The sequence below is a fragment of the Nocardia sp. NPDC004168 genome, from assembly GCF_040610355.1.
GTDB classification, from domain to species: domain Bacteria; phylum Actinomycetota; class Actinomycetes; order Mycobacteriales; family Mycobacteriaceae; genus Nocardia; species Nocardia sichangensis.
Genome location: NZ_JBEXME010000024.1, coordinates 73,521 through 94,278 on the forward strand (window position 1 = coordinate 73,521; position 20,758 = coordinate 94,278).

The following is a 20,758-nucleotide window of genomic DNA, read 5'->3' on the forward strand; positions in this document are numbered from 1 at the left end:
CGTCGTCGCGGCGGCGCTGCTGGGTCGGGCGATCCGAGGTGCGCTGCTTGCGGCCCGAACCGGTAGCCGGGCAGGGAAGTTGGCCGCGGTCGCCACCGCTGTGGCCAATTGCCGCGCTGCGACCCAGAGCGCATCGCGATCGGATTCGGTGCCGTCGGGCGAGGTAGGTGATGTGCCCGGACTCGTGGGCCAGAAGGCGCGGATCAAACGATCACGCCGGTGGCTCGGCAACCCCTCCAAGATGCGCCGCACATCCGTGGTTCGGGCTTCGGCCAGCAGCTGGAGCAGGGGATCGGTTTGCTCGAGTCGCGCGCATTCGGAAACGAACTCCCGGATGCTGTACCAGGGGCCCGCGAAACTGCGGTGGTGCGAGATTTTTTCTCGCGCAATGTTATTCAACCACAACTCGATATTTCGGTTACCGAGCCGCCCCAGGCGTGCGATCGCCGTCGCGCATACCTCGTCGGCGATGTGGTGCGCTGCCTGCTGCCCGAAATCAGCAGCAAGGCGCGAAATCTCGGGCTCGAACCGTTGCCGGAGCAGGGCGGTCGCGAGTTCCGGTCGTCCGCTCGCGACATGCTGCTCGAGGACCTGCCGCAGCCGCAGTGCGGTGTCCCACGGGGTGCCGACTCGGCCGGCAGTGTTCGCCTCGTTGGTCGTGCCGTGCTGTGGGCCCGGCTGTGCCCCAGCGCGATCCGGCGAGTTCCGCGGCGAGGTGGTTCCGGGTTGTCGTGGCCTGACCGGCGTGGGATCGGCCTCGTCCGGATCGAGGTCGATCGCGACGGGGTCAGCGCCGCGATCGGCCGGGGTCGCGGGTCCGTCGTGGTCCGTCGCCGTATTCATGGGGTTGTCGATGTTCGCGGCCGACAGGAATCCCGCGGCGGCGGTGACGTCGTCGGTTGTGCCCGCTTCGATGCCTGCCCGAACCAGTGCGCGCGTGACGGCGCCGAGATCGCCAGGGGCTTCGGCGAGCGACCGCCGGACGATGGCCGCGACGGGTTCGGGGTCGTCGGGGCTGATCGGTTCCCACACGCCGTCCGTCAGCGCCAGGACGACACCGTCGCCGCGTACGTCTCGGGCCTTCTTGCGCGGTTTCAGCCCATCCAGGGAGCGGCCCAGGTTGTGGGTGAGACCCGGCCCGCCGATCGCCGAGTGTTCGGCTTCTTCACGAGTGGTGTCGTCGAAGACGTCCAGCACATCCTGGACCTTCGAGTCGTCCCTGGTCAGCTGTATCGGCGGGCCGCCGTCCAGCGGAATCCAGTACGCGCGGCTGTCGCCCACCCAGTCGATGGTGAGCCGTCCCGACTCCATCAACGCGACCACGATCGTGGTGGCGGGCGGCTCGGCCGCGGGAGACTCCGGGGGCAAAGCGAGTACCGCCTCCTGGGCGGCGGCCACGGCGCCCTCGACTACGGCCACCGGATCGATCCGGCCGTCGCGGTCGGCCCGCCGCAGCGCCGCCACCACGAAATCGTGGGCGGCTGCCTTGGCGGCGGCGGAGGCGCGGCGACCGCCCTTCGGCCGGGAGAGACCGTCGTTCACGATCAGTGCGGTGGCCTCTTCGCCACCGACATTCGCTCGGATCAGGGCGAAGGCGTCCTCGTTGTGCGCGTGCGCGCCTCGATCGCTCGCTGCCGCGACCGCACCCAGGTCCTCCACCGTCAGGTTCTGCTCGACGTAGCGCCGCGGTGCGGTTTCCTCGGAGCCGCGGGGTTCCTCGACATGGTCTCCCCGTGGGTGTTCCGATCCGGGCTGCGCTGCGCGGTCCTCGGGGGTTCGATCAGGCGACGCTGACTCGCCGGGACCGGGCTCGGTGGGATCGTGCTGCCGGGGCTGCGTCTGCGCGATGAAGTCGGGTTGTCCGTCCGCGCCGGGCCAGACGACGAGTGCGCCGGGTTGCGCCGCCGGGGGAGTGGTCGTCGCGCGATGCCGCGGTTCGCCCAGCATCTCCGCGATAGCGCGGACCACGCGGTCGGCTATGCCATAGTTCTCAGCGGCTTGCGCGAGTCGTCGTTGTCGATCGGTCGCAGCGGCCAGGGCGGTGGCCGCAGTGTCGCGCATCTGGGTTGCTGCCAATAGCTCCGAGATCGCGCGGAAGTGGTCGAGCAGGAACGAGAGGCGCTCCCGGCCGATCCGTGTCGTATCCAATTGCTCCGCGAAGGTCAGCAGTTCCTCCAGCCACTGCGACATATCCCATAGCGCGTTATAGCGTCGCGTGGCCTCGGCGAGCTGTTGGCGGTCAGCGGTGTTCACGGCATCGAGCGGTGCCCCTGCGGCCACCATCTCCCCGAAGATCGTTTCGGCCACCTCGCGCAGCCGTTTTGTCTCTTTTGGCCGGAGGTGGTCCGCGGGCCGGGTCACGATAGGCGTGTCTGTTCGGGGGCCGGTCTGTGCCCACACCTCCGCGACGGCGGCGAGAGCCGATCCGAGCCGTATCTCCGCGGCGTCCTGCCGAGCCCGCAGGACGGCAGGTGTCCCTTCCCGCAGCCCCTGCTCGTAGGCGGCGTTTTCCTCGGCGGCTTCGTCCGCGCAGGCCAGCCATGCCGACATCTGATGCGCGAACTGCTCCAGCAACCGCAGCCGTTCCGCCGGGACCTGCGCATCCGGCTGGCGCCGCAAGGCCACCAGTTCATCGATCAGAGCGGGTGCTCGATTCAGCACGGAATCGTTCGAAACCTCGACTGCGCCGGAGAGTCTCGCGGCGACCGCATCACGGAGTGCCCGCAACTGCGCGGTTTCACGGGATTCCGCGTTGTCGGGCTGACGGCCTGCGGGAGGGCTTTCATCGGGACCGGTGGCTGCGTGCTCGCTCGAATTCACCGGCTGGTGGGGGTGGATCCGTGGAGCGCCGGGTGGAGGCGTGCTCGATGTCTCTGGTTCGTCGGGGTCGAGATCGATGGCGACGGGATCCGGTCCACGCGATTCCGTCGGCCGAATGCCTTCCGGCTGATCCGTCTGGTGAGCGGCATTCGCCTTGTGTTCCCGGTATTGGCCGCGGACTCGTTCGGCGTCGTCGAGGAGACCGGACTTCTCGCGATACTCCTCGACCAGCGGGAGTGCGCGGGCCTGGCGGGGGTTCAGCTTGCCTTCTCGCCCGAGTTGCAGCAGCGCCCCCAGCAACCTGTCCACCGCTGCCGCGCTCGACAGATCCGCGCGTCCGTTGCTGAGCTCGAGGAGTTGCCGCCGCAGTGCGTCGACTTCCTGCCGCAACGTCTTCAGTTTTTCCGGATCCGCGACCAGTTCCTGGGTTGTGGGCAGTGCAGCCGGATCGTGTTCGTTCGGGTTCGTCGACGCTCGTTGGGGGGAAGCCGGCTGTTCGGGCGGTTCCGGTGTGGCGGGTTCCGGCGCGTTGGGTTCGTCGGGGTCGAGGGCGAGGGCGACCGGGTCGATTCGGGTGCCGGGCGTGGGCTGGCGCCGACTGTCGGTGTCCGTGGGTGGGGTGGACCGGTTCCGCGTCTCGTCGTTCGCGTCGGTGGGATCGGGGTTCGAGCTGGCGGTCGAAGGGTCCAGGCCGAGTCCGGTCAGGTCGATGCCGATCGATCCGGGAGTGTTCGGATCGGATGCGGGTGTGTTCGGTGGTTGATCGGTGGGAGTGCCGGACGCCGTAGGTGGCGGCATCGGCACTTCGAACCAGATGGTTTTGCCGCCGGCGCGTTCCAGGATCACACCCCAGACCGAGGCCATTGATTCGAGCATGCCGAGGAAGAAACCGTGGGTGTCGGCGACGATCCCGGTTCCGTCCCATTCGGCGGCTTGGTCATCGGTGAAAGCGGCGGCGCTGACGGTGCCCTGGGTGGTTGCCTCTTGTCGCGCGGGTAGGCCACGGCTGGTATCGGTGATTCCGACGCGAATCGTGCTTCCGTCGATCCGGATTCGTACCCTGGCGTCGCCTTGGTCGGCGTAGCGGTAGACGTTTTGGACGAGGTCGGATACGAGTACCGTCAGGTCGTAGGGATCAGGGTGACCGGCCTGTCGCAAGCGCTGTCGTACTGCTCGCCGCGCGAGGCCCGGGCCCTGTTGCAAGGAGCCCTGCGGTATGGACAGGTCGAGAATGAGTTCGTGGGGTGGTTGCGAGGGGTCGTTGGTGTCGGCCGTTTCGAAAAGCTTGAACCAGACTTGTTTTCCGCTGTCGCGGGGCAGCGCCCATCCCCATGTTTCGGTGTGTGTGTCGAGAAGGTCGACGGCGCGCCACCCGGGGCGGTCGCCGCTCTCGCGCGCCGGCAGGGTGCGGCTGTCGTCGCCGACGTGGATCTCGATCCAGCGTTGACCTGATTGTCCGTGGATGGCAGCGGAGATTTCGGGTGTCCCGCCGCCGTCGTCGCGGGCTTGCAGCGCGAGCTCCCAGGCGATCGCGGCGGCCCGGTCGGTGTGTTCGGCGATGGGCCAGTCGGCCAGCGCCTGGTGCAGCGGTTCGACGGCCGCGGCGATGTCCTGCAGATTCAGGCATCGGGTGGCGGTGTCGACCAGGTGAAGGAGTTCGGCGGGCGCGTCCGGGCGGCGCGTGAGGGCGCGGAGGTGGTGCAGCGGGTCGCTGCTGATGCGGTCGGTCCATCCGGTTCCTGGCTGGGGCAGGCCGAGGATGTGAGCGAGTTCGTGGTCGAATTGTTCTGCCCGGTGCTGCCATTCGGCGCGCTGCTCGGGGGTGGTGGTTTCGCGGGCGAGCTCCTGAGCCTTGGCTTCATGGGCGAGGCGGTCGACCACCCAGCCGGGGAGCCGGGTGAGGTCGGCTCGGTCGGCGGCGTCGCGGCGCTCGGCGTCGGTCATCGATCGCAGTTCGACATCGATATGGTCGAGTACCTGCTTGACCGCGCCGGGCAGGCTGTTCTGCAGGGCCGCAGCGACACCTGCGGGGGTATGCGTGGCGGCCGTCGTGGGCGTTTCGCGTGAGGGCGGCGCGTCCGCGGTGTCGGCAGTATCCGCATCGCTGTCCGGTAGCGGCTCGAACACCTGCGATTCGTTCGGGATCCAGTAGCCGAGTGCCGAAGCCGCAGTGAGTACACGACGCGCTCGCTCGGTTTGCGCCGGGATGCTGCCCCGAAGCACACCGTTGACCGTCGACTGGTCGACGCCGGATAGCTGCGCGACCTGGGCGCGGGAGGGCTGCTCCACGAATGTTCCGGGTAGGAACTCGCCGTCTTCGAGTGTCGGCGGGGTGAACCGTTCCGCAATGAAGTCCGGATCGATTGTGATGCGCAGATGCGCCGGGATCTCGTAGCCGAGCCAGTGCGCGGCGACCAGAATGCGCTGTTCCAGTTCGGAGTGGGTCGGTTCGGTGCGATTCATCGCCTTGCCGACCGCGGTGGGATGTACACCCGCCAACTTGGCCACGTCCACGGCGGAGGGCTGCCGGTCCAACTCCCAAACACCGAGTGCGAGAAAAGCTTCAGCCAGCTCGGTGAATCGGTCCAGGTCCGGGATGTTCACCGCGGTGAGCCTGCGAAGCCTGGCTCGCACGTACGCGTGATCTATCGCATGGGGCTGGATACCAAGCAGCTCGGCCAGTTCGGTGCGCAGTGCGTGCAGATGGGCGAACTCGATCTCCTGTGCCCGCGGGTACCAGAACCCGAGCTGATCGGCAGCGGCAAGCACCCGCCGCCCGACATCCGAGTCGGCCGCGATGGTTCCTCTGAAGACCGCACTGACCTTCTTGTTGTCGACGCCGGCCGCACGCCCGACCCTGGCCGGTGAAGGTTGCGCTGCAAAGCTTCCCGGTAGGAAGCCACCATTGACGAAGCGCGGCGGAGTAAACCGGTCGCGCGCAAACGCGGGATCAATGACCTTGTCGTAGCCGGGCGGTATCGGATACCCGAACCACTGTGCTGCGATAAGGACGCGCTGCTCTTCTTCGGTGCGCGCGGGTTTGCCGCGCTGTGCGTAGGTGTCGAGCACATGCCCGATCGACCGCTGGTCGACGTTGGCGAGCCGCTGCACGTCCGCTTTCGTCGGCCTCCGATCAGCATCGCGCTCATCGAGCTCGAGGAAGATTTCGGCCACTTCGACCACATGACGGAGTTCCGGTGTTCCGGTCGCATCGGCCACCATTCGCAGCACGGCCAACGGATCGTCGGCCGGCGGCGCGTAGGTAGCCCCCCATCCGGCGGTCGAAAGAATCTGGGCCAACTGCTGATTCAGTTCGGGGTTGGGGACGCTCGGATCCGATGCCATTCGGCGTGCAACCCATGACAGTACGTCCGGTATCCGTCCCTGTTCGGCGATTCGGCGCCAGCCGTCCGGGCCCAGAGCCCGTAATCGGCTCTGCACGAGGTCGAGACCCTGCCGGACCGGCTCCTGCTGCACCCGGGCCGGGTCGATTCCCCATGCGGCGGCCAATTCCGCACGCAACGTCGCGATCTTCTGAGTGTCGAGGCGCCGACCGGGGTGGGTTTCCTCGGCGTCACCGCTGGTAGGCGCGGCCGAAGGGGAGCGGGCGCCGGTGGTTCCGGTGCCGAGCAGCTCCGACATGCGGAACACATGGCGTTCGGTTCGGTTGTCGGCATCCCAGAGTTCGGCCAACCTGTCGATGTCGTGCCCTACGAAGAAGTTCTCGAGGGCGGCGGCGAGCGTCGCGATTTCCGGCGAGTCACTGATTTCCGCGACGCGATACAACTCGGTCGGCAGCTCGGTGGCGTCGTCGGGCAACGGGCGCAATTCCGGAAGGCCGAGTAGCTGTGCGAGCTCGGAATCGAGCTGTTCGCCTCCGCGATACAGGCGATTTCGCTCTGTTGCGGACAGCGCTCCGTCATCGATCGCCTGGGCCGTCGACGATTGGATTTCCCGGTCGAACCGAATGCGATTCGCGATCCACGGTCCGAGCCCTGTGACCAGCCCGCCGCGGACTGCCTGGGCAACTTCCTCCGAACTCATAGTCTGCAGTTGCGCCTGCACGGTGCTCACCGCTTGGCGTACCAGCCCGTGGCGCAGTAGATTCGGAGCGATGCCGAGCAGGTCGGCCAGGAGCGCGCGTGCGGCCTCGGATTCGGTCCGTGCTCGGTTGCCCGCGAGCGGATTCGTCTGAAGCCGACTGAGGTCCACGCCGAACTTCTCGGCCAGGTGACCACGTGTCGACGCCGATGGCAGCCGCATCGTGCCTGCCTCGCGGCGAAGGTCGGCCACGAGACGGGGTGCTGCGCTCCGCAATACCCAAGCATCGTCTCGCCTCGTGCGGTGTCCCAAAGCGTCGCTGATCTCCTCGAGGCGCACACCCCCGAAGTACACAAGTTCACAGTATGTCCGTGGCTCGTTGGGCAACCGTTCGATCGCGCGGAGCAACGCCGCCAGATCACCCCTCATCGCGGCGGCCACCTCGCTCGGTACGCGTGCCTCGACTGCCAGCAGCAGCTCGGCATACCGGCGGGATCCGGGTATCGGAAGCTCGTCGACCCCTACCTGGAATATCGGTCCCCGCGACAGCCACCTGATCAACGTCCGCGGTACCTGACCTCGCAGCGATCCCCGGACGCGGCCCATGACCCGCCATATCTCGCCAGTGGCCAATCCCCGCAGGTAGTCGAGTTCAGCGTATTGCCGTGGGACATCGGGAAGCGCGGCGATAGCTTCCAGCAGTGCCGGAAGGTCACCGTTTACTGCTTCCCTCAGTTCAGCGGGCAGGCGGGCCTCCACCGCCGCCCGCAGGTCGTCATACTCCGGTGATCCGGGCGGTGGCAGCATGTCGGTACCGAGTTCGAACACCGCTCCTCGGGCCACAACTTTCGCCAGTATCGGAGGGACGGTTTCGAGCAGGTTCTTGAACGTGTTGACTTCGATGCCCAGCTCTCGCACCATCCGATGCCGCGGCGTCCCATGCAGGTAGTACGACTCGGCGAACCGCCGCTGCCGTTCCTCCGGCAATTGGGCTATTGCGCGCAGCAGCGCTGCGAGGTCGCCATCCACCGCATCCCGCAACACCGCCGGCATGCGTCGCTCGACCGCGTGCCTGAGCTCGGCATAGCGCGGCGAGTCCGCCGGCGGCAGGCCGTCCAGCCCGAGCCAGTCATATTCCAATCCGTCCGTGAGTTCATCGACGGACAGTGGTTCGGCTTCCTCGACACTGCCGGAACGCGATGTGAGCGACGCAAGAAACTCGCGCCGATCCGAGACCCCCACTTTTTGATAGATCCGCTCGGCGTGGGTTTGTACCGCTGTCTCGGATATCTGCAGTCGTTCAGCGATCTCTGTATTGCTCATGCCCTCGGCGAGCAAGGTGAAGACTGCTCGCTGGCGTTCGGTGAGCGGAAGTTGTCCAGGGTCAACCAGTGTGTCCGCGAGCTCATCGATATCGACATCCTCGATGCTGTCGAACCGTGTTGTGAGCGTCGCCAGCAACTCGCTCCGGTTCGATACCCCGCGTTTGCGGCAGATCCGTTCGGTGTGGTTCTTGACCGATGCCTCGGATATTTGCAGGTGTTCGGCAATCTCCGCGATGCTCTTGCCTTCGGCGAGCAAGGTGAGGACTGCTCGCTGACGTTCGGTCAGCGGGCGCTGTCCAGAGACGACCGTCATAGCCGCGTCCGGCAGGCCGACCTGAGCTGACGGGGGACTCGGCGTCTGCGAGTCGGCCGATTCCGAGTCGCCTGTGTCGGGCTCGTCGGGATCGAGGTCGATCGCGACGGGGTCATTGCGGTTGCCGGAGGTCGTTGTCGCGGCAGGCCGCGGTGTGTCCCCGTCTTCGTCGGTGTTGCCTTCGGCGTGTGGCATTCTCACCTGCTGCTGGTCGGCACCTGCTTCTCCGGTGAGTCCGTGCTGTTGCGCCGCCTGCACGGTGGGACGCAGGCCGTCGGTATGCAGCTTGATTTCCGCGCGCGCGATGTACCCGTTCACCGTGTTGCGGGACAACCCGAGCCTGGCCGCGATCTGTCCGGAAGTCAGGCCCTCGGCGAGTAGCGCGAGTACTTCCCTTTCCCTGCCGGTGAGTGCGGTGGGGTGCTGCTCCGCGAGGGCGGAACGGAACGCCTGGACGGTGTCCGCGGGGACCGTGCCCGTGATGGGGGTATACGGCAAGTCCGCCACCACCAGTCGCAGAGTCTGGAGCTGCTGAGGTGACAGATCGGTGCGCTTCGGGGACGACGGCACGGTGCCGTCGGGCAAACCGCTCGATTGTGCGTTCGTGGGCATACGGACGGGCCCCTCGAATCCCACCCGCTCGGCCAGTCGGACGAGCAGCCGGTTCGACTGGTCCGGCGTCATCCCGAGCACGGCGGCGAGGGAATCTTCGGTGATGCCGTCGGCGATCAGGCGCAGCACGTGGAATTCGCTCTCCGACAGTGTGATCGCGTCGAACGTTCCCATCGGCCCGTCCGGGTGATACCAGAAGCCGATCTCGTCGGCCGCACTGCGCACCAGCCGCATGTCATCGTGCGTGCCCGAGCCTTTCACCACATCACGGACCGTGGCCTTGGCCGCACCCGCTGCGTCGGCCAACGTGTCGCGAGGCGGCTGCGGCTTGATCCGCGCGGGGACGAACTCGTCGCCGATCCAGCGCGCCGGACGAACGCGACGCGTCACGAAGTTCGGATCGGTGAGGGCCGCGATGTCCGCGCGGTCCGGCGGTACACCCAACCGGTGAGCCGCGGCCAGGACGCGTTGCGTAGTCTCGCCGTGCCACGGCTTCTTGACGCCGAATCGTCCGTTGAACACGTTGCTGACATACGAGTTGCCCACACCCGCCAGCCGGGCGATATCGGCTCGTGTCGGTTTCTGCTCGGTTTGGCTCGGGCGCAGGGTGAGGTAGCGCTCCGCCAGACGGCGCGTCTGTGGCACGACGGTCTCGTCGGCGGCCAGCACTTCGGCGTGCGTGCGGGTCAGTTCGTCGTCGGCGACGCCCACCTGCTGCGCCAGCTGGCTGCGCAGCGTGTGGATCTGGACCGGATCCAGCGGGACTGCCGCCAGCGGTTCGAGAGTGGCACACAGGAAGGTCTCACTCGCGGCGACAAGGTGTTCCACCTCCGGCGAGTCCGTCAGGCTCGTGATCCAGTACAGCTCGGCCAGCACCTCGCCCGTGGTCATCGGCCGGGGCGGGCTCAGGTCTTGCAACCCCAGCAGTGCCCGCAACTCTTGGTCGAGGGTCCGGCGCCGATTGCCGAAACCGTTCTGGTCCAGTGGATCAGCCTCAGGGTCGGCCGCATCCAGAGGTCCGGATTCTTCGTCGTCGCGCCGCTCCAGCTCCGCAAGCGCGCCCTCGTGAGTGGCCGCTTCCTGATCCGCGTGCAGTTCGAGCTGGGACCGGATCCATCGACTCAGTTCCTGACCGTCGATGCCGGTCGCGGCGGTGGGCATGGCTCGTGTCTGTTCCGCGACGAGGGTGAGGGCGAGGCGTACAGCTCCCCGCGTCACCGCAGCGGGTGGCAGCCGGAGTTGCTCGGCCAGCGCGCTCTGGGCCGGGTCCGAGGCCACTTCGGCGGACTGGGCCGATGGTGCCTCGCCGGATCGGTCGATGCCGGCGGGGATGGACGAGGCCTCGTGGGAGTCGGGTGTCGACTCTCGGTCGGTATCCGTCGCCGTTGCCCGCCGCAGCGCGTCCGTGACGCGTGCCTGCAACTCCGGGTCCGGGGCGTCCGCGCGATCGTCGACGGCGATACCGCTGTGCAGTGCCCAGGCGACCAGCCCGGCGGTGTCGTCGATACCGAGTTTGGTGCGTAGGCCGCGCCGGATGTATTTCACCAACGGCACCGAGAGGCCCAGCTCTGCCGAAATAGCCGGGTTCGTGAACCGCCGGGCCACTAGGCGCAGGACACTGGTCTCCTGCGGTGTCAGACCGACGTCGGCCGTCGGTTCGGGTATCGGTTCCGGGTGCTCCGCCGACCATGCCCGCTGCGCCGCCATCAGTAGCACGGCCCGATCAGGGGTTCCGAGCTTCACCGCGATGCTGTCGAGTTCGTTGATCACGGTGGCGTGTGATCCGCCCAACGTGCGAGCGATCGCTTTGAGTGACAGGCCTTGCGCGGCCAGCCGCAGCACCTCGGGTTCACGCCCGGTCAGTTCGGACGGGCGGGTGGCGATCCGAGATCGGAAGGCGCGCAACGTGGCCCAGGACACCGCTGCCGGATCACGGCTCGTGCCCGGCAGCGACTCGGCCAGCGCCTCGAGCCTCTCGTGCTGCGATGACGGTTCTCGTCGCTGCGCCGACACCCGGATCCTGCCGCGCGTACCGATCTTGTCGGCCAGTTGCACCAGCAAGGGATCCAACTGGCTCCGCGGCATGCCGAGTGCGGTTGCGAGGGCCTCGGGTGGCGCTCCCTTGGTGACCAGATGGAGCAGGAGCGCCTCGACTTCACTCAGTTCGACGGTCCGCGCCTCTGCGGGAGGCGACTGGAGGCTACGCGCCCGGTCTGCGAGTTCCTCGTGATCCGAGGTGCCCAGCTTGGCCTGGATTTGGACCCGATAGCCCCGTGCCGTAGCTGCCGTAACTCCCAGCTGGTCACCGATCGCCTGATCTGTGAGATCGGCCGCAACCAGGTCGAGAACCTCGCGTTCGCGCGGAGACAGGTCGACGTGCTTCCGCGTTGCCGCGGAGTGGGGATCGCCGGGCTGGAACGCCCCCTGCCGCTGTGCCGCCAGCAGCCCGGGCAGCCTGCCCTCGACACCCAACCGGCCGGGGAGCGCGGCCATGAACGTCCGCACCCGATACCGCGTCGTCGCCAGCTCGGTAGCGATTTCACGATTGTCCAGGCCGTTCGCCGCCAGCTGGAGAATGGCGACCTCGTCCGGAGAGAATTCGACGTCGACGTGCGGGCCGGATGGTTCGTCCAGCCATCCCTCCCGATCTGCCGCGAGGACCGCGGGAATCACACTCGGGCAGCGGAGTTTGGCACACGCATGCCGGGCGTAACTCTGGACGGTTTTGTGCGAGATCCCCATCAGCGGGCCGATTTCGGGGTAGGACAGGCCGCGCGCACTCAGGCGCAACACCTCGAGCTCCCGGGGGGTCAGCCCGCCTCTGTCGGGGATCGGAGCGTCGGATTCGGTCCGATCTGGTTCCGGAACCACCTGTGCGAGAGATTCTCCGGATGCCCGGACGCGAGCGACTGCCGAGGCGAATTTGCGAATCGCAGCCCACAGCAGAGGGTCCATGTCCTCGCCGAGAGCCGGTAGCACCGCTGCGGCCATCCGGTCCGACTGGCCCGGCCAGAACTGGCGGAGCACCCGCTGCTGGTTCGGGTCGAGCCCGCCCTCGCGGAGAGCGCGCCGCAGATCCTCGGGGTCGGCATCGGCCAGGGCGCGGGCTACCGCATCGCTCCGTTCGATCGACGGGCCGGCGACGTAGACCGCCAAGATCTGCCGCCGGAAATTGTCGAAAGCAGCACGCCTGGACGCCTGGACTGAGCGAGGCAAGTCCGGGACGGGTCGCGTCGGGTCCGGCTGCGCATCGTCGGGGTCGCCGAGGTGGACCGGGGCCGGGAAAGCTGCCCGCGCGTGGGACCGGCTGTGCTGCTGCCAGAACTCCGGTGGGAACGCCGACCTGCCGTCAGGTCGCCCGGTCGCCGCACGCGATGAATGGCTTTGAGGCGTTCGCGGTTCGGGCTTCTGTGCGGTGCGGTCCGGGGTCGATGTGACCGTGGCGCGGTGCTCCGCCTGGAGCCGGGCCAACTCGTCGAGCACGAAACCGGCCTCGGGGTTCAAGTACGCGATTTGCTGTTCCGCGTAGTCGGCGCGCGCGGCGGGGGACATAGCGCGCCATCTCGCGGCCAGGGATGCGGACGGGCCGTTCGAGGCGATGCTCGTGCCGAACTCTGACGCGGCCGGGACCGGACCGCGATAGTCCGCCTGCACCAGGGCATTGCGCTGTTCGGCTTCCCGCAACACCTGGAAATACGGAATGTCTCGAAGCAGGGCTTGCAGGACGTAGGCGGGATGTGTGCGATCGGCCGGTGCGGTCCTGCCGAACGCATTGTTCGCCTCGGCCAGTGCTTCCGCCGGATTGAACACTTTGAGTTCGCCGAGCGCAGGTTCGTAAGTGCCCAGGGCTTCCCTCTTCGCCGCCGAGTTCGGATCGGGATGGGCTGGATCGTGTTCGTCGGCGAGTATTTGCCTGCGAGTGTGGGGATCGAGCTGCTGCAACCAAGCGTCGTATACGAGCTTCATATCGGCCCAGCCCGCTCGATCGTCTTCTGTATCCCCGCCGAAAACCCGGCGCAGCGGACCGATAACCCGTGATACCTCGGCTCGTTGCAGCCATTTGTCGAAAGCCTCTCGACTTTCGAATTGATTCATCCACGATACGAAGGCCTTGTACAGGCGATCTTCTTCTGTGCGCTTCTTCTTACTTGTGCTGTATGAGTCGAGCTGGCCCAGCCAATCATCGAAATCGAGGTCCGGTGGCAGCATGCCGGCCTTTTTGAACTCGGCGAAATGCGTGTACAGGAATCCGAATGCTCGTGCCTCTTTGGAGTCTTCGTAGTCCTTCCCCTGGACGGCTCCGTCTCGTAGATGAGCAATCGGCTTTTCGTCGTAGAGCCCCTTCCGCGCGGCTCGATCCTGCAGATGGCCCATCTCATGACTGACGGCGTCGTATGCGGGATCGCCGGTCGGTGCCATCAGGTGGCCTGCCTGCACCGCCTTCCGCATGGCGTTCCGGAATCTGTCCGGGTTGCCGAAAAGGTTCTCGTTCAGGACCATGAAGGTCGGGGCGTCCTTTTCGATGCCTTCGGGAGTCCAGATACAGGCGCCGGTACTGCCGACCATGGGGGCGACCAGTACGACGTCGAGCTTGATCTCCTGTCCAGCCGCGAAACCGTCGACTATCGCGTTCCTGATCGACAGAGCCGTGTCGACGGAGATCCCCGGCTTGTCCAGTCCGAGCACCTCGATGCCGAACGTCTCGAACAACTGTCGGGCAATGGCCTGCTTGATTTTTCGATCTGCCTCGGCCGTCCTCGCGGAGTTCGCACGGTCGCGGTTCTCGGCCCATGGTTGCCGTTGCCAGGCCGTCGTGTCGGTCGCCTGTACTGCGATCTCCTGCGCGACCCACCCGAACAGGGCGACCTGAGCGTCGGTGAGGTCGTCGCCGCGGAATTTGGGATCGAGCGCTTCGTTGACGAGTCGGCGTACGGCGGGATTCAGGTGATTGAGGCTGTCGAGCCACGTGTCTCGCGCTCGGCTGAGCAGCCAGTCGCCGATATCGATGCCCGGGGGAACTTGCCAGCCACCGGCTTCGGCGGCGCCGAGCGTGGCCCGGGCGACGGCGTGCGCCAGGAGCTGGATCCGCGCGGGTGGGGTGCCGTGCTCCGCATCCCCGCTGAGTACGGCACACATGGCCTGGGCGGTGGCGGGGCCGAAATGGCGGTCCAGCACCTGCGCGGCGGACCGATCGCCCTGCTGCGCCCGCTGCAGTGTCTCGGTGCGGTCGCCGGGAGGCAGCTGGTCGAACGGGACGGTGGTACCCACCGGGGCCGCGAGGACGGGTTGGGCGGTCGGCACCTGCGCGACCAACTGGGCGACGGCTGCGGTGTGCGCGTCTTCGAGCCGGTGTCCTTGCTGCAGCACCGTCCCGGCGTCGGTGACGAGTTGACGCTGCGCCGGATCGAGTCGATTCAGGCTGGTGTGCAACAGATTTCGTGCGGTCTCGCGCACGTGGTCGGCGATGTCGGTGCCGATGGGGATCCCTTGCGACTCGACCTGATCGAATGTCGCGTCGCGGACGGCCTGCGCGACCGGCAGCAACGGTGCGGCCGCCTGTCCGCCGGGTGCGTCCAGCACCCGCAGGAGATGGCGGAGGGTGCTGTCGCCGTGCTCGTCACGCAGGTTGGCTGCGACCGGTGGGTTACCGGAAGCCAGGTTGGATGCTGCCCCGGCGGCGAGGCCTGCGGCGGTCGGGACGGGGGTGCCGTTGTGGGTGGCGGCAGGCGCGTGCGAGGTCGCATGTGGACCGGTCGCATGCGGAGCCGCGGTCCCCGCGGATCGGGGAGGGGGTTGCTGGGGTTGCTGGGTCGCGGTGCCATGTGCGTCCGTGGGTGGGGCGTTGGCTTGGTTGGCGCTCGCGTACTTGGAGGCGAGCTGATTCTGCTCGACGGCGTCCTTCATCGCCGGGACGGCATGCTTCCACAGGTCGGACTCTGCGTTTCGCAGCGCCGTTTCGGTCCTGTTCAGTTCGATGCGCGTCGCCTCGGTGTTGAGGGCTTCGTGCTGTTCCTGGGCGGCCCGGTGGGCCTTGACGGCTTCCGTGTACTGGACGACCTGCTGTGTGACGCCGTGGTCGGTGACCCTGCCGAGAAAGTCCTCGGGGGAGACGTAGTGCACCGCCGAACCCGGGGTGCCACCGTGCTCCCGGTCGTCGCCGGATCCGCCACGGGCGCCACGACCGTCGACCTGGTCGTTCACCCGCTCGGAGTACGACGGCCCGCCGCTGACCTTGACGTCGACACCGCCGAGATCGATCACCTCCTGCGACGGTGTCGGGTCGGCGCCGCGGCCTCCGTCCTTGTTGGTGATATAGATGGTGCCCTTGTCCCCGAATTCCTCGATCTTCTGCCTGACCAGGGCCTCGGCGTCGGCATTGCTACCGCCGTGCTCGGCGTAGAAATCCGCATCGACCACCTCGAACTTCAGCTCGAATGCCTCGCCGTGTTCTTCCTTCGCCGCCGTGCGGAGCAGGTCGATCAGTCCGATCCGCCCGGCATCCGGGTCGCCCCGGATTTCGCCGTTGTCCATGCACACGACCCACTGCGCACGGCCCGTTTGCTCCCCGTCGACAACATGTGCGTCCCTGACGATGTCGCGGGCCAGCTGAGTAAGTTTCGAATGCGTGTTCTCGTAGAACTTCGGCGGTTCCACGACCCGCTGCGATGTATAGAATGTCGGAAGCTCCGGCACCGGCCCCACGCCGTACAGGTCGTAGGTGATGCCCTCGACGCCCTTCATGGTCCCGGACAAACCAGACGGCTCGAACAGCAATTTGCTGCCGATCAACTGCTGATCCGACATGCGCAGCGAATGTTCCTGATTCGCCCGGACCGGCAGCCCTTCCTTGAGGTCGACGAACTGACCGACGTCCTGCCAGCGCACCTCGGTCGACTTCGTCCTGTCCCACATCGCCTTGTCGTTGGTTTCGTGCGCGAGGATGCCGATCTTCGCGCCCTCGCCTTCGTCCGCCCGGGTGATGTAGTGCGTGCCCTTCTCCAGCCCCCAGCGGGCGTTGGCGGCATCGGCGTACAGCTTCAGCTCCGAGGCGGTGACCGGTCCACCCGCCACCCTCTCCAGCTTGGCGACCGCGGCCGGGGTCGTTTCCGCGGCCCACATTCCCCGGGTGTTCTCCGGCCTCTTGAAATCCGCTGCCGTCAAGCCGTGTTCGCGCTCTGCTGTCGTCAGCCGATCCCAGATCCCCTGCAGTTCGGCGACCACCTCGGGTGGGGCCTCCTCCGCCGCCCCGGGGGAAAGTACGCATTCGGAATTGCCGTCGAAGATGGTGTCGAATTCGTCGACGGTGAGCTTGCCCGCCGGGAACGGGTCGTACCGGAGGTCCAGGCCGTGATCGGATGCCGCGGTATCCAGCCTCTCCTTGATCAGATCGATAGACGGTTTCGTGTTGAGGAAGTCCCGCAGTGCCGTCACCTCTTGGGGCGACATGCCACTGGCCGCGAGCTCGTTCATCATCGAATCCGCGACCTTCAACGCCCGGAACAGGTAGTCCTCCTTCGTGCCCACGATGATCCGGCTACGGCCGGGCACCGGATCCGGCAACGGACCGTCCTGATCCATCCGGACCACATCGATCCCGATATCCGCCTCCGGCCGCGCCACGAACGCCTCGAACTCAGCGGCCAGCTCACCGGCGAGCAGGTCACTGCTGGTCCATGCATGTGCGGTGCCGTGATCGATGGCATCGGCCAGCTTCTTCATCGTCATCACGATGGTCTTGCCCTCGCCTGTCTTCATATCGACCGGGCCGTGCTTCAGCAGCAGAAACGCTGCAACCTGTGTCTCTCGCACCAGCCGATGCCGGTCGTCGCCCCGGCGAATCCACTCGGTCATCGCCGCGATGCGCTCCTCGATGGATCCCCGCACCATCGCGTCGATCAACGACTCCGGTGCGGCGTTCGCCATCGGGCTCGTACCGTCAGCTGTGCTGCCCGGCTCTCGCAACGCCCCGTTGGCGCGACCGGCATCCAAGGCCGCGCGAACTCGCTCCTGCGCAACGACGTCGAACACAGCGTCGCGATCGGTGAGCACCCCAGCCTTGTAGTCGTTCATCAGCGAAACGCCCGCGTTGTCCGAGATTTCGACGAGGTCACGGGCTCTGGCATGGGCTGCGGCGTCATGCTGGGCTACCGCCGCCTCGTACGCATCCCGGCACTCGGCCAACTTCGCCTGAGCCTGGCGGAGTTGCTCCTGAGCGGCCCGCGCGGCTTCGACGGCCACTCGATCCTCCGCCGTGCCCCGCCCGAACAGATCGCGTATCTCGTCGCCGAAGCCGACGCGGGTGGCCCGCTCATGCTGCTCCGCCACCCGTACGGCCTTCTCCTGCCGTTGCAGCTCGGCATGGGCGGCCCGCTCGCGCTCGGCCGCCACTTCGACACGCTGCCGGTGGTGTTCGCGCACCAGCTCGTTCTGCTGCCGCTCGGCCGCATTACGCTGCTCTACCTCGGCTCTCGCCCTCGCACGCGCGTCCGCGGCAGGGTCTTCGTTGCGAGCGGTGGGCGGAGCATCCGAATCTCTCTGTGCGCGAGCGGATTCGGACTCGGGTGGTGGCGCCTCCGTGTCGTCGGGGATATCGGATCTAGTCTTCGCTTGCTGCTCACTCGCACTGTCGTCGGCCGCTCGACCGCCGGGGATATCGTCTCCGCTGGTATCGGACTCGCCGGGCTTCGGTTTCGATGGTCCCGCCTCGTCGACTACATCGGGATGACCTTTGGCCTGTTGCCCTTTCGCGCTGTCGTCGGCCGGGAGTGCGTGCTCCGGTGCGTTCGCCTCGCCCGGATGCGTGGCTCGCGCGGTCTCGTCGCCTGTGGTGCCGTCAGCCGTGCGACCGTGCTCCGACTCCGGTTCGGCGGCCGAGGGTGGTGTGTTCCGGTTGTCATTGTCGGTGGCGTGAGCGGTTGCCGACCCTGAGGGGGCATGGCCGTCCTCGGCCGGCCCGCGCGCTCCTCGGACCGGTTCGACGGCGGGAGGGCGCTCCGCGGCAGCAGCCTTCGGGGCCGACACACGTGGCGGCCGATTGCCTCCGGCAGCACCCGGCGAACCGGCAGCGGGTGTGCCGGGCTGGGCGCCTGCGGCAGGTCGCGCCGGGCCGCCCAACGGCTGCGCGGTCTGGCGCTGCTGCCCGCCCGCGTCCACGAACCTGTCCCCGCCGGGGGAGCGCGGACCGGAATCACCGCGTTGTGGAGCGGGCGACTGGTCGATGGTGATCGTCATACTCGGGGACACGTCGTGGTCCGAAGACAGGCCGTCGGCCGATTCCTTGTGCGCCGCCGGTACCAGCTCGGGCACGGCCGGCTCGGGATCGGTGGCCACGCCAGGAACCCGTTGTGCCCCTCGGCGCTCGGTCGCAGGCACGGTCGTGCTCTGTTGCGCCGATGCGTCGTGCGGGTCGGCCGTGACGGTGCGCGGAGCGGCTTCCTCGTCCGCTGCGACACCTCGTTGCCGTGCCGATGACGATGGCCCGGCCGCCGGATCGTCGCCTCGGGCATCCGCGACGGCGCGGCCTCGCCCGGCCGGCCCCTCGCCCGCCGGATCGTCGCCTCGGGCATCCGCGACAGCGCGGCCTCGTCCGGCCGGCCCCTCGCCCGCCGTGTCCCGGCCGCCGGGATGCGGTCGGGCCGTGGCGGCGGCGTTGTCCGGCACCGCGGCGTGCTCCGGCGAATGCGGTGCCGCCGGTGATTTCTCGGAGCCGACCCGGTTGCCGTGAGCCGACCCGGGCGCGACGTCTGCCGGTCGAGCACTGTCTTCGCCGGTGTCCGCGGGGTGTGGTCGCCCCGAGTGGTCCGGCCCGGCTGCAGGGCGATCATGTTCGGTGGTCTGCCGTGCTGTGCCCGCGTTCTCGGCGGTGCTGTTATTCGAGTCGTGCGGTGCTGGAGGCAGTTCCCCGTCGACAGGAGCTTCAGCGGCGCCCACGGTGTCGGAATCCGGTCGTGCGGCGGGAGCGTTCCGTGACCCGGGCGCCTCCGCCGATGTCGGATCCGTCCCGATGCTCGGCACGCCGACCGGGTTGATGGTGGACGCGATGGCGGCCGCGGGGAAGGTGACGGTCTTGACGGGATTGACGTTGTCGATCAGGGCGCCGGGCATGCCCGCGGGTGCTTCCCAGTCCATGCTGTTGTTCGGCACGGAGAACGGCTGCTCCGGACGCGGCTTGTACTCTTTCGGCGGCGACACATCGGGTTGTTGATTGCCTCCGTCAGCTTTCGGCGTTGTCCCTGCGGGGGCCGGATCAGCAGGTGTGGCAACAGCGTCGGAGGGCGGCTTGACAGACTTGACCGGGTTGAGGTTGTCGGGCGACACATTCGGCACATTCGCGGGCTGCCAGTCGGCATTGTTCAACGGGAGTGTGGGACGGGCTGGTGCGTCCGCGGTTGCCCCGGCTTGGCGCAGCAGCGCCACAAGATTGTCGATCTGTTGTTGCTGATGGGTGTGGGAGGGGTTGTTCGGATCGAAGTCAGCGGTGACGATGCCATGCGAGCGCAGTGCGTCGACGAGCGAACCAGGCGACGGCTCGGCCCTGGTGACCTCCGGTGCGGCAGCGGGGTCGGCAGTCGTGTCGGGAAGTGGTGCCCGGCTGCGCATCCCCTGTGCCGCGAAGGCTGCCGCGCCGATGAATCCGCTACCCATACCGGGGATCAGGCCCTCGGTGAAGGCCTTGCGGCTGAACGGCTGGTCGGACAGCACAAGCGAGACGGCGGTGCCGCCGAGAGCGCCGACGGCTCCGGCTCCGGCGCCGACCATGGTGGTGCCGGCGAGCTGCAGGGCCACCCGCCCCGCGGTGCTGTTGGCGTTCGCGCCGATGGTGGCGACCTTCGGCCCCGCCCAGAGTCCGAACAGCATGCCGAGGGCGCCACCGACACCGCCGGCGGCCGTTGCCACGCCGATGGATTTCCAATCCATCTGTTCGCGGTCGCCCTTGGCAACCTGGATCGCCTGGGCGCCGGCTTGGGTGCCGCCGCCCAGCGCTACTCCCATCACGACTCCGTTGCGCAGCAGCACCATCGAGCCGCGTTCCGCCGCCAGTTCCGCACCGCGTCCGGAAAGGAACGCCACGAACCTCATCCACGCGCGCTGCGCCGCGGTCCGGGTCGCCATCTGTGCAATGGCGGCCTGGATCGGACCACCGGCCGCGAACATCAGGGCGCACCGGGCCAGCTGGATGGCCAGGATCACGGCCATGCTGATGATGACCATCTTCTGCAGCTCGGTGGCGTTGGCGCTCTCGTAGAGCTGTCTGGCGAGGCTGTCGCAATTGGTGGCCTGCTGTCGGAAGCGCTCGGCCGTGCGCCGGTGCTTGTCGGCGATCGCGGCGACGGTCTCGCCGTGTGAGCCCTCGGGCGGCTTTGCCTTGGCTTCGTGGTATTCAGCCTGCTCACGACACCATTCGGCCTTATCCGACCAAGCGTCGGCGGCGCGTCGTTCCGCGTCCTCGTCGCCCAGAGGGAAGTGCCCGGCGACACACATCACTACGACCGGGGGGAGCCAGGCCGGCAACCGCAGCGTCATGTGGGCACGCGTTCATCGATGCGTGTCCGGCAAGCGGCTCCGGGAACGCTACTGCCGCCGCCATCGCACGGTCGCACCCGAATCCCGTGTCCTTCCGCCTGCGGGAGGTTCCTCTCCGGTCGTC

Annotated in this window: 1 protein-coding gene (running past one end of the window); it reads right to left on the minus strand. The window is 67.7% G+C overall.

What is annotated here, in order from left to right; genetic code table 11:
• Nucleotides 1-20,634, minus strand: partial view of a sigma-70 family RNA polymerase sigma factor gene (locus ABZW96_RS30000; protein ID WP_355079071.1) — the beginning only. It extends 23,361 nt beyond the left edge of the window; the window shows 20,634 of its 43,995 coding nt (coding positions 1-20,634); it begins with the start codon at nucleotides 20,632-20,634; the stop codon falls past the left edge of the window.
• Nucleotides 20,635-20,758 lie beyond the last annotated feature (124 nt).